Origin of the sequence: Streptomyces sp. ID05-39B, from assembly GCF_033794725.1 — a bacterium.
GTDB lineage: Bacteria > Actinomycetota > Actinomycetes > Streptomycetales > Streptomycetaceae > Streptomyces > Streptomyces bobili.
The window spans coordinates 38,404-49,222 of sequence record NZ_JARGEF010000001.1 but is presented as its reverse complement, the minus strand read 5'-3'; the positions used below and the strand labels follow the sequence as shown (position 1 = coordinate 49,222).

Annotated in this window: 11 protein-coding genes and 1 pseudogene; 8 read left to right on the top strand and 4 right to left on the bottom strand. The window is 72.0% G+C overall.

Features of this window, described 5'->3' with window-relative positions:
* Position 1: 1 nt before the first annotated feature.
* From narH to P1P75_RS00200, 6 genes are all read left to right on the top strand, one after another.
* Complete coding sequence (narH, locus tag P1P75_RS00225; RefSeq protein WP_319250690.1) at positions 2 to 1,534, top strand: nitrate reductase subunit beta; 1,533 nt, start codon at positions 2 to 4, stop codon at positions 1,532 to 1,534.
* Positions 1,531 to 2,328 (top strand): nitrate reductase molybdenum cofactor assembly chaperone, encoded by a 798-nt coding sequence (gene narJ / locus P1P75_RS00220; RefSeq protein WP_319250688.1) that lies wholly within the window; start codon positions 1,531 to 1,533, stop codon positions 2,326 to 2,328. Before narH ends, narJ begins: the two co-directional genes overlap by 4 nt.
* A complete protein-coding gene (narI, locus tag P1P75_RS00215; RefSeq protein WP_319250686.1) occupies positions 2,325 to 3,080 on the top strand; it encodes a respiratory nitrate reductase subunit gamma in 756 nt (251 codons plus the stop codon). Before narJ ends, narI begins: the two co-directional genes overlap by 4 nt.
* Complete coding sequence (locus P1P75_RS00210; protein WP_319250684.1) at positions 3,077 to 3,712, top strand: vitamin K epoxide reductase family protein; 636 nt, start codon at positions 3,077 to 3,079, stop codon at positions 3,710 to 3,712. The genes narI and P1P75_RS00210 overlap by 4 nt, the downstream gene beginning before the upstream one ends.
* A gap of 109 nt (positions 3,713 to 3,821) precedes the next feature.
* Positions 3,822 to 4,667 (top strand): methyltransferase domain-containing protein, encoded by an 846-nt coding sequence (locus tag P1P75_RS00205; RefSeq protein WP_319250682.1) that lies wholly within the window; start codon positions 3,822 to 3,824, stop codon positions 4,665 to 4,667.
* Positions 4,668 to 4,680: 13 nt separating this feature from the next.
* Complete coding sequence (locus P1P75_RS00200; RefSeq protein WP_319250680.1) at positions 4,681 to 5,010, top strand: cupin domain-containing protein; 330 nt, start codon at positions 4,681 to 4,683, stop codon at positions 5,008 to 5,010.
* Between the two features lie 64 nt (positions 5,011 to 5,074).
* Here P1P75_RS00200 and P1P75_RS00195 read toward each other — a convergent pair whose 3' ends face one another.
* From P1P75_RS00195 to P1P75_RS00185, 3 genes are all read right to left on the bottom strand, one after another.
* Positions 5,075 to 6,067 (bottom strand): nitroreductase, encoded by a 993-nt coding sequence (locus P1P75_RS00195; RefSeq protein ID WP_319250678.1) that lies wholly within the window; start codon positions 6,065 to 6,067, stop codon positions 5,075 to 5,077.
* 305 nt (positions 6,068 to 6,372) lie between these two features.
* Entirely contained in the window at positions 6,373 to 7,065 is a 693-nt protein-coding gene (locus P1P75_RS00190) for a response regulator transcription factor (RefSeq protein WP_319250867.1), read from the bottom strand.
* A 258-nt stretch (positions 7,066 to 7,323) separates the two neighbouring features.
* A complete protein-coding gene (locus P1P75_RS00185; RefSeq protein ID WP_319250676.1) occupies positions 7,324 to 7,959 on the bottom strand; it encodes a hypothetical protein in 636 nt (211 codons plus the stop codon).
* A 173-nt stretch (positions 7,960 to 8,132) separates the two neighbouring features.
* On the opposite strand from P1P75_RS00185, the gene ppk2 reads away from it, so the two are divergent.
* Positions 8,133 to 8,936: a polyphosphate kinase 2 gene (gene ppk2 / locus P1P75_RS00180; protein ID WP_319250675.1), complete on the top strand. Its 804-nt coding sequence runs from the start codon at positions 8,133 to 8,135 to the stop codon at positions 8,934 to 8,936.
* A gap of 9 nt (positions 8,937 to 8,945) precedes the next feature.
* On the opposite strand, the pseudogene P1P75_RS00175 reads toward ppk2, so the two are convergent.
* Positions 8,946 to 9,270 (bottom strand): annotated as a pseudogene (locus P1P75_RS00175) (universal stress protein); the annotation flags it as partial.
* A 285-nt stretch (positions 9,271 to 9,555) separates the two neighbouring features.
* Here P1P75_RS00175 and P1P75_RS00170 point away from each other — a divergent pair.
* Positions 9,556 to 10,770 (top strand): globin domain-containing protein, encoded by a 1,215-nt coding sequence (locus P1P75_RS00170; protein ID WP_319250673.1) that lies wholly within the window; start codon positions 9,556 to 9,558, stop codon positions 10,768 to 10,770.
* Positions 10,771 to 10,819: the final 49 nt, after the last annotated feature.

Here is a 10,819-nt window from a genome sequence, read left to right as displayed (position 1 = left end):
CATGCGAGTGATGGCCCAGATCGCCATGGTGATGAACCTCGACAAGTGCATCGGCTGCCACACCTGCTCGGTCACCTGCAAGCAGACGTGGACCAACCGCACCGGTGTCGAGTACGCCTGGTTCAACAACGTCGAGACCAAGCCCGGCGTCGGCTACCCACGCCGCTACGAGGACCAGGAGCAGTGGAAGGGCGGCTGGATGCTCGACAAGCGCGGGCGCCTCGTCCTGCGCTCCGGCGGCCGGATCAAGCGCCTGCTGTCCCTCTTCTCCAACCCGGACCTGCCGTCCATCGAGGACTACTACGAGCCGGTCACCTACGACTACGACAACCTGGTCAGCGCACCCGCCCAGAAGGACATCCCCGTCGCCCGCCCGCGATCGGTCCTCACCGGCAAGCCCACCGCCATCACCTGGGGCGCCAACTGGGAGGACGGCCTCGGCGGCGCACCCGAGAACGCCGGCGCCGACCCGAACCTCAGCGGTGAGTGGGCTCAGAAGGTGAAGTTCGAGTTCGAGCAGACCTTCCTCTTCCACCTCCCCCGCCTGTGCGAGCACTGCCTCAACCCCGCCTGCGTCTCCGCCTGCCCCTCCGGCGCAATGTACAAGCGGGTCGAGGACGGCATCGTCCTGGTCGACCAGGACCGCTGCCGGGGCTGGCGGATGTGCGTGACGGCGTGCCCGTACAAGAAGGTCTACGTCAACCACGCCACCGGCAAGGCCGAGAAGTGCACCTTCTGCTTCCCGCGCATCGAAGCCGGCCAGCCCACCGTCTGCTCCGAGACCTGCGTCGGACGCCTGCGCTACCTCGGACTGCTCCTCTACGACGCCGACCGCGTCGGCGAGGCCGCCGCGACTCCGGACGAGAAGGACCTCCTGGACGCCCAGCGCGGCGTCTTCCTCGACCCGCACGACCCTGACGTCATCGCGGCGGCACGGGAGTCCGGCATCCCCGAGGACTGGCTGGAGGCGGCCCGCCGCTCCCCGGTGTACGACCTGGTCATGCGGTACAAGGTCGCACTGCCGCTCCACCCGGAGTACCGCACCATGCCCATGGTCTGGTACGTACCCCCGCTGTCCCCCGTCCTCGACGCCGTCGACGCGGCCGGCGGGAATCAGGACGACCCCGACCACGTCTTCGCCGCCGTCACCCGACTGCGCATCCCGCTGGAATACCTGGCGGAGCTGTTCACCGCAGGAGACGCCGACGTCGTCGCCGGGGTGCTGATGAAACTCACCGCCCTGCGCTCGTACATGCGTGAACGCACCCTCGGCGAGGACGGCGACGAGGCGGCGCTGAAGGCCGTCGGCCTCACCCCGCGCGAGGCGCAGGACCTGCACCGGCTCCTCGCCGTCGCCAAGTACCAGGACCGCTACGTCGTCCCCGCCGCGCACAAGGAGGACGCCGCCGCGCTCACCGCGATGGAGAACCGCTGCCCCGTCGAATCGTCCGACGACCCGGCGGACGCCGGCGGCCGACGCGTGATGCTCGGCATCCCCACCCTGCGCCGCAAGACCGCCGGAGGCCAGTCGTGAGCCCGCTGCCCACAACCATTCCCGCCCTCCTGCGCACCCGCGTCCGGGCGGCCGTCCGCCGCCCGACCCGGCTCACGCCCGAGGAGGCCGAGGCACGCACCCTGCTGCTGCGGCTGTGCTCGCTGCTGCTGCAGTACCCGGACGCCGAACTCGCGGCGGCCCGGCCGGTGCTGACGGCCACGGTCGAAGCGCTGCCGCCCTCGTCGGCCGCCGAGGACCTGGCCGCCTTCACCTCCTGGTTCACCGACCAGGAACCGGAGGCGCTGGAACGCCACTACGTCGAGATGTTCGACCTGCGCCGCAAGAGCAGCCTCTACCTCACCTACTACCTGCACGGCGACACCCGCCGCCGGGGCATGGCCCTGCTCACCCTGAACCAGCGTTACAAGACTGCGGGCTGGGACATCGACGGGGGTGAACTGCCCGACCACCTGCCGGTCGTGCTGGAGTTCGCCGCCCTGGCGGGCCCGGGTGGGGGCGAGGCCCCGCTGCGCCTGCACCGGCGCGGTCTCGAGCTGATCCACCGGGCGTTGACGGACGCCGACTCTCCGTACCGGCACGTCCTCGCCGCGCTGCTCACCCTGCTGCCTGCGCCCACCGAGGCGGACCGCGCGGCCGTGGCCCAGCTCGTCGCCGAGGGCCCGCCGAACGAGGAGGTCGGCCTCGATCCCTACGGGACGTACGGAGAGGGGGAGTTCGCCCCTCCGGGCACGTTCGTGCCGCCGGTGCCCGCTCCGCCGACCCGAGTGCCGTCCGCCCATCCGACCACCAGCCGTACGGAAGGTACCCGATGAACGCCGCCGTCCTCTCCCCGTCGGCCGCCGCCCCGGTGAGCGGCACCGACCTCCTGCTGTGGGTCGCCATCCCGTACATCTGCCTCGCCGTGTTCGTGGTCGGGCACATCTGGCGCTACCGCCAGGACCAGTTCGGCTGGACCACGCACACCAGCCAACTCCTCGAACACCGCTGGCTGCGCTGGGGCAGCCCGCTGTTCCACCTGGGCGCCTTCATGGTGATCGCCGGGCATGTGGCGGGCCTCGCCGTTCCCGACTCGTGGACCGAGGCCGTCGGCATCACCGAGCACGCCTACCACACCACCGCCGTCTGGGCGGGGTCGGTGGCCGGCGTCACCATGGTCGCCGGACTGGGCATGCTGTGCGCCCGCCGGCTGCTCAACCGCCAGATCCGCCTGGGCACCGACCGCAGCGACAAGCTCCTCTTCCCGCTCCTGTCGGCCACCGTGGTGCTCGGCATCACGGCCACGGCCGCCCACAACGTCTTCGGCGCCGGCTACGACTACCGCTCCACCGTCTCCGTGTGGTTCCGCGGCCTGTTCGTCCTCCAGCCGGAGCCGGAAGCGATCGCCGGGGCCCCGCTGCTGTTCCAACTGCACGCCCTGACCGCGTTCCTGCTCTTCGCGGCCTGGCCGTTCACCCGGCTCGTCCATGTGTGGAGCGCGCCGGTGGGATACCTGGTCCGCCCCTACCTGGTCTACCGGCGGCGAACCGCGCCGGCGCCGGCCTCGGCCTCCCGGCGAGCGGCATGAGTCACGAACTCCCCCTCGCTCCGGACCTCCCGACCACGCGGCTCCCGTCCACGGTGGGCGGGAGCCGCCGGACGGGATGGGTGATGGTCCTCACCGGGACCGTCGGCTGGCTCGCCTCGTTCCAGCTCACCGTGGACGACTGGCGGATGCTCCGCGACCCGTCCTACCGACCGCCCTGCGACGTCAGCCCCGTGGTGAGCTGCGGAAGTGTCATGTCCAGCCCGCAGGGCAGCCTGTTCGGCTTCCCCAACATGCTGCTGGGGCTGGGCGCCTTCGCGGCCGTTACCGCCCTGGGCGTCGCCGTCCTCACCGGAGCTCGCCTGCACCGTCGGTTGTGGCTCTCGCTGACGGCCGGCGCACTGGTGGGGGTGGTGTTCGTGCACTGGTTGATCGGCCAGTCGCTGTACACGCTCGACAAGCTCTGCCCCTACTGCGCCGCCGTCTGGGCCATGACCATCACCCTGTTCTGGTACGCCGCCCTGCACTGCCTGGAACGGGGTCTCCTCCCCGCGCCCCGAGGCCTGCTGCTCCTCCTCCGGGACACGCACTGGATGCTGCTCGGCGCCTGGTACGGAGTGATCGTGCTCCTCGTCCTCACCCGCTTCTGGCCGTACTGGAGCAGCCTGCTGTGACGGGCCCACTGGTCCCCGCGATCGGGACGTTCGGCCCCCGCATCCCGGCCCCCATTCAAGTTAGGTTCGCCTAAGTAGGACTGATGCAGGCAGAAAGTGAGGCTTGACGATGGCATCTACGAACCATTCGGCCCGATGGGCGAACACGTCCCTCCCCGGTGACGGACTGGACGCCGGCCGCATGCCCGGTCACTGGCTGCTGGCCCGCCTGGGCAAGCGGGTGCTGCGTCCCGGCGGTGCGGAGCTGACCCGCTGGATGCTGGACGCCCTGGACCTCGGCCCGCGGGACCGGGTGGTGGAGCTGGCCGCCGGTCTCGGGGCCACCGCCCGGCTGACCCTCGCCCGCCGCCCGGCCGCCTACACCGCCGTCGACCGCGACGCCGCCGCCGTGGCCGCGCTGAGCGTCCTTGGCGCCGTCGGCCCCACCCCGGTGCGCGCCATCCGTTCGGACGCAGCGGACACCGGGCTGCCGGACGGCGACGCCACCGTCGTGTACGGCGAGGCGATGCTGACCATGCAGCCCTCCGCCGCGAAGCGGCGCGTGGTGCGGGAAGCGCGCCGCCTCCTCGACGGTTCCGCCGGCCGGTACGCCGTCCACGAGCTGTGCCTGCTGCCCGACGACCTCGATCCGGCCCTCGCCGACCGTATAGCCGCGGACCTGCAGGACGCCATCCACGTCGGCGCCCGTCCGCTGACCCCGACGGGCTGGAGTGAACTCCTCGCCGACGAGGGCTTCACCGTCACCGCCCACAGGACCGCGCCGATGGCCCTGCTCGAACCCCGACGACTCGTCGCCGACGAAGGGCTGGTTCCCGCCCTGCGCATCGTCGGGCGGATATTGCGGGACCCGGTCGCCCTGCGCCGGGTGCGCCACATGCGTCGCGTCTTCCGACGCCACAGCGCGCACCTCGGTGCCATCGGTCTGCTCGCCGTACCCACCCCGTCCCAGCTCTGAGAAGGTGCCCCCGATGACTGCCACAGTGATCACCGACCTGACCGCCGAACTGACCGTGCCCGAGGACGGCACCCTCAGTCGCGTCCTGTACCGCGACGACCGCCTGCGCGTGGTCGGCTTCGCCTTCGCCGCCGGCCAGGAACTGACCGAGCACACGTCCGCCCTGCCCGTGATCATCCAGGTGGTCGAGGGCCGCCTCGACCTGGTGCTGGGCGAGGAGAGGACCGAGGCAGGGCCCGGAAGCTGGATCCATCTGCCCGCCCGGCTGCCGCACACGGTGCATGCCACCGAGCCCAGTGTCATGCTGCTGACCATGCTGCCCGCCGCCGCGGAGCCGTCCTGATCCGGAGGCCCGTCGAGGCCTGACCGGCGCCCGCCCGTGCGCCTGCTCTGATCAGCCGGCGCACTCAGACGAAGTCCAGCACGTCCCGGACCGGACGCCGGGGCGTGGCCGGGCCCCGCGGGCCGTAGCCGAGGCGGAGCACCATCTGTACCTGGCCGGTGGCCGAACCGGGGTCGCGCGCCAGCAGACGCAGCGAACGGTCCTCCAGAGCGTGGGAGGTCAAGGACGTGGCCAGGTCCGCCAGCGTGGCCTCCAGGAGAACGCGTTCCAGAGCCTGGCCGGCCCGCAGCCAGTCGGCGGGTCCGTCCTCCGGAGTGCTCAGCAGGGCGAGAAGCGGGATGTGCTCGAAGGTGGTGGTTCCGCGGTCGGCCACCGGCCGACGGCCTGAGAAGTCCCGGACGGGAGCCTTGCCGTCCCGCTTGCGCGGCCCGAAGGCGTATTCGGGGACGCCGTCGACGGCGGTGTCCGCCTCTGCTCCTAGTCGCGTCCAGCGGACCAGGTCCTCGTTGACGTCCGGATCGATGACGTCGCGGCTCTCGGCGTCGCGGACCAGGTCGAGGACGGTCTCGGCGTGCCAGGGACCGGGGAAGTCCAGCGCGGCTCCCTCTCGCGCCGCGGCGTCCTGCAACGCGGCCCGCACCTCCCCGGGGACTTCCTTCTCGGCGAAGGGGTGCCGGCTGGTGTGCCGTTGCCGGATCGCGGGGTGCAGCCGCACCAGCTCGCCGCTGCCCGCGTCGTCCACCGGGTCGGTCAGCTGGACGGCGGCGAGCAGCAGCGGGTCGGCCGGCTCGGGCAGCAGCGTCGTCCGGGGGGCGATGCCCGCGTGCGCCGCGGCGACACGCAGGTTGAACAGCGCCGCGCCGCATCCGATGTGCAGCGCCCGGTTGTCGGGGTCGGAACGGGGCATGGCCCGCTCGTGATCGGCCCGCAGCAACAGGACCCGCTCGCCGCTCAGATAGCGGAAGCGCCAGGGCTGCGCGTTGTGCATGGAGGGCGCCGCGGTGGCCTCGGCCACCAGCGTGCTCACGATCTTCGACTCGAGCGGTCGCTCAGCCATGGCATCCTCCTCGCACGTCGCCGGGTGACACCCGTCCGAACGGCCGGGCACCCGGTCATCGACACGGGTTGCGTTCCGGCGCACCGTCGGTGTCCCTTCCCGGAACCGATCACGCGGAGCTGCTCCCGCCACGTCCCATCGTCCCCGAGCCGGGGCCGGTCTGCCCCCTTACCCTCGCGCGGCGGCGCGGGAGCCCGGGGTGTGCCGCGGACGGCACACCCCGGGACCGCCCGGCGCGCTCATCCGGGCCGGACGGTCCGCGGGCGAGCCGCGAGACCTTTGGGCCCCACGACTCTCCGACGGTCTCAGCGGCCTTCGTGCCTGAGCCGGTCCTGGGCCTGGGTGGCGATCACGGCGGCCTGGATCCGCCGCTCGACACCGAGCTTGGCGAGCAGCCGGGAGATGTGGTTCTTCACCGTCTTCTCCGCCAGGTACAGCCGCTGGCCGATCTGGCGGTTGGTGAGTCCCTCACCGATCAGTGCCAGGATCTCCCGCTCCCGCTCGGTCAGGCCCGGCAGGGCGTCGGGCTCCGGTTGCGGTTCCTGGCCCTGGCGCAGGCGGGCCATCAGCTTGGCGGTGGCGCTGGGGTCGAGCAGGGACTGGCCGGCGGCCACCGTGCGCACGGCCGAGACCAGGTCGGAGCCCTGGATCTGCTTCAGTACGTAGCCGGAGGCGCCCGCCATGATCGAGTCCAGCAGTGCCTCCTCGTCGTCGAACGAGGTGAGCATCAGGCAGGCGAGGTCCGGCATCTGGGAGCGGAGCTCGCGGCACACCGTGACACCGTCGCCGTCCGGCAGGCGCACGTCGAGCACGGCGACCTGGGGGCGCAGTGCGGGTACGCGCGCCAGGGCCTGGGCGGCATTGGCGGCCTCGCCGACGACGGTGATGTCCGGCTCGTCGTCGAGCAGGTCGTGCACTCCGCGCCGAACGACCTCGTGATCGTCCAGCAGGAAGACCCGGATCGGGTTGCCGGGTCCGGGCTGCTCGCCGTCCGCCATCAAATGCTCCTTGTTCTGCGCCTTGTACCGCATCGTTCGTCCTTGCGCGCCGTGCCTCGCCCGCCCGACGGGCGGTACGGGCTTGTCCACTGCAGATCCTGCTCGATCCCGGGCCGATGGGCCAGGGCCGTTCGGCCCTACTCGTCTCTGACAATTGTCCCCTCCGAGCCTGCCTCAACCGGCGCACGGTGCACGAACGACCGTCAAGCACCGCCGCCACGAGCGGAGGTGCTTGACGGTCCGGACGAGCGTGCGGCCTCACATCAGCCAGCGGTTGCGGCTGACGAAGGGCAGTCGCGCCCAGGCCCTGCCCAGACCCCAGGTGGCCCCGGCGCCCACTGCCGCAAGGCCGATGAGGACGACGGCGTAGACGAGGTGGTAGTCGGCGAACGGGTTCGTCGACATGCTCGCCGACCCGTCGGAGAGGTGCTTGGCGGGTGGCCACTCCGCGATCCACATGAGCGCCATCATCGCGGTGCCGGCGACCGCGGCGAGCCGCAGGCCGATGCCCGCGATCAGGGCGAGTCCGATGCCGAGGAGACCGAGCATGAACAGCCAGTCCGCCCAGGCCGCACCGGCCCAGGCGTGGAAGGTGGACTCCATCGGGCCGACGGCGACACCGCCGAGGAAGCCCTTGGTGGGCGAGCCGCCGTCGATCCAGCCCCTGCCGGAGCCGGTGGCGTAGCCCAGTCCGAAGGTCTTGTCGAGGAAGGCCCACAGGAACACGAACCCGGTCAGGAGGCGCAGTCCGGCGAACACGTACGCCTGGGTCGCCGTGGCCACGGCGGTCGCCTCACCGGCGGAGGCGAGGGAGGATGCGGGAGCAGCCGACGTCCGGCGCAGGGACCGCAAGCCCATTCCCAGGTGCCGCTGCGGGTGGTTGTGAAGTGCCATGATGCTCATCCCTTTCGGGGAGGGTGGCGCGCCGGCTGGTGGTCGACTCTCGTTGCGCTTTCAATGTGCCGCGTCGCCAACTCCCGGGAGAGGGGCTGCAAGTCCCCGGACAGCGGGCCGAACGTCCCTGTGTGCGGGATCATCGGCACAGGGACTCGGGCGAAGGAGGCGGCATGACCGGCACAAAGGCGGCGAAGGTACCCCGCGCGGCGTACGAGCGGGAGCTGCTGCGTCTCCAGACGGAGTTGGTGAAACTCCAGGAGTGGGTGCGCGCCGAGGGTGCGCGGCTGGTGGTGGTGTTCGAGGGCCGGGACGCGGCGGGCAAGGGCGGCACCATCAAGCGGGTCGCCGAGCACCTCAACCCCCGCGTGGCGCGGATCGCGGCGCTGCCCAAGCCGAGCGAGCGCCAGCGCACCCAGTGGTACTTCCAGCGGTATGTGGAGCATCTGCCGGCCGCCGGGGAGATCGTCCTGTTCGACCGTTCCTGGTACAACCGGGCCGGTGTCGAGCACGTGATGGGCTTCTGCACCAAGGAGGAGCACCAGCGGTTCCTGCGGCAGTGCCCGATCTTCGAGCGGATGCTCGTCGAGGACGGGATCCTGCTGCGCAAGTACTGGTTCTCGGTGAGCGACACCGAGCAACAGGAGCGTTTCCGGCGCCGGTTGGAGGATCCGTTGCGACGCTGGAAGCTGTCCCCGATGGACCTGGAGTCGATCACCCGCTGGGAGGCGTACTCCCGGGCCAAGGACGAGATGATGGTGCACACCGACATCGCCGAGGCGCCGTGGTTCGTCGTGGAGAGCGACGACAAGCGCCGGGCCCGGCTGAACATGATCGCCCATCTCCTGGACTCCGTGCCGTACCGCGAGGTGCCCCCACCGGTGCTGGAGCTGCCGCCCCGGCCGTCATCGACCGGCTACGAGCGCTCGCCGCGCGATCTGCAGACGTACGTTCCCGATCACGCGGCGGGCCTCTGATCCGTCCGGTCAGGCGTCGTGCGGGACGACAGCCACCGGGCAGCCGGAGCGGTGCAGGGCCGCGTGGGCGACGCTGCCGAGCTGCGGCCCGAAGTGTCCCTCGCGTCGAGCGGCCCCGACGACCAGCAGGCCGGCCCCGTGCGAGGCGTCGACCAGCACCTGCCGGGCGTGGCCCTCGACGGTGCGCCGGCGCACGTCCCCATCCTCGGGGACGTCCCGCAGCGCCGCCTCCAGCGCTTCGGCCGCCCGCTCCTCGTGCAGTCGGGCGCGCTCACCGGCTCGCAGGGGGTCGGTGCTCTCGTGCGCGGGGCCACCGCCAGGCCCGTACGGCGTCCCGCGACAGGTAGGCGGCCGACGCCCCGTCCCCCGGTGCGTCCGACGCGGGCCGGTGCCTGCGCCGGCCGGCCAGGGCCGACAAGGTGGTGGTCCGGGTGCCGTTCGGCCCCGTGCCGCAGCGGGGTGCGGGGCCGATGCGCCCGAATCGGCAGGGCCGTTCGGCCCTGGTTCGCCCAGCGCCGCGAAACAGCGCCGAAACGCGCTCCGGCGCCTGGTACACAGAAGACGCCGCCCGATGCGATGGGCCGCACTTCCCACCTCATCCCCCTGCCCGGGAGGCTTCATGCTGTCCGCAGAATCCGCCGCCGTGATCCGTGCGACCCTGCCCGCCGTGGGCGCCGCACTCGACGAGATCACCACTCGCTTCTACGGCGCGATGTTCCGCGACCGGCCCGAACTCCTCGACGGAATGTTCAACCGCGGCAATCAGGCCAGCGGAGCCCAGCGCCGCGCGCTCGCCGGTTCGATCGCCGGGTTCGCGACCGCGCTTCTCGACGACCCGGACACCCGCCCGGACACGCTGCTGGACCGCATCGCGCACAAGCACGCCGCCGTCGGCGTCACCGACGACCAGTACACCATCGTGCACAAGTACCTCTTCGGCGCGATAGCCGAGGTCCTCGGCGACGCCGTCACGCCCGAGGTGGCGGCCGCCTGGGACGAGGTCTACTGGCTGATGGCCGGCGCCCTGATCGGCCGTGAGGCCCGCCTCTACCAGGACGCGGGCGTGGAGCCCGGCAAGGTGTGGCGGCAGTGGACGGTGGTCGAGCGCCGGGTCGAGACCCCGGACGTGGTGTCCTTCCTGCTCCGCCCCGCCGACGGCCGGCCCGCGCCGCGCGCCCGTGCGGGCCAGTACGTGAGCGTCCGGGTCCGGATGGCCGACGGCGTGCACCAGTTGCGCCAGTACAGTCTGTCCTCCGAACCCGGCGGGGACCTGCGGCGGATCACCGTCAAACGCGTCGCGGGCACCGCCGGAACGCCGGACGGCGAGGTCTCCGGCCTGCTGCACGGGCAGGTCCGCGAGGGCGACGAACTGGCGCTCTCCGCTCCCTTCGGCGATGTCTTCCTCGACGACCCGGCCGACGCCACCGCCCCGGTGACGCTGATCTCCGCGGGCATCGGCGGCACCCCCATGACCGGCATCCTGGCCCATCTCCAGGCCCTGGGCTCGGCCCGGCCCGTGCTGGTCCTGCACGCCGACCGCTCCCCCGCCGAACACGCCCTGCGCGCCGACACCCGCCGGCTCGTCGAGCGGTTGCCGAACGCCCGCGCCGCGTTCTGGTACGAGCGTCCGGGCACGGAGGAACCGGACGCCCACGAAGGCCTGATGAACCTCGACCGCATCGAAGTGCCCGTGGACTCCGCCGTGTTCCTGTGCGGACCGCTGCCGTTCATGCGCGAGATCCGCGCCCAGCTGCTGCGCGCCGGGGTTCCGGCCCGGAGCATCCGCTACGAGGTCTTCGGTCCGGATCTGTGGCTGCCCGGTCCGGCGGCCTGACTGCGGGCGCACGCCGAGGCGTGAGCCGGCGGTGGGTGCGGGGCCCGGT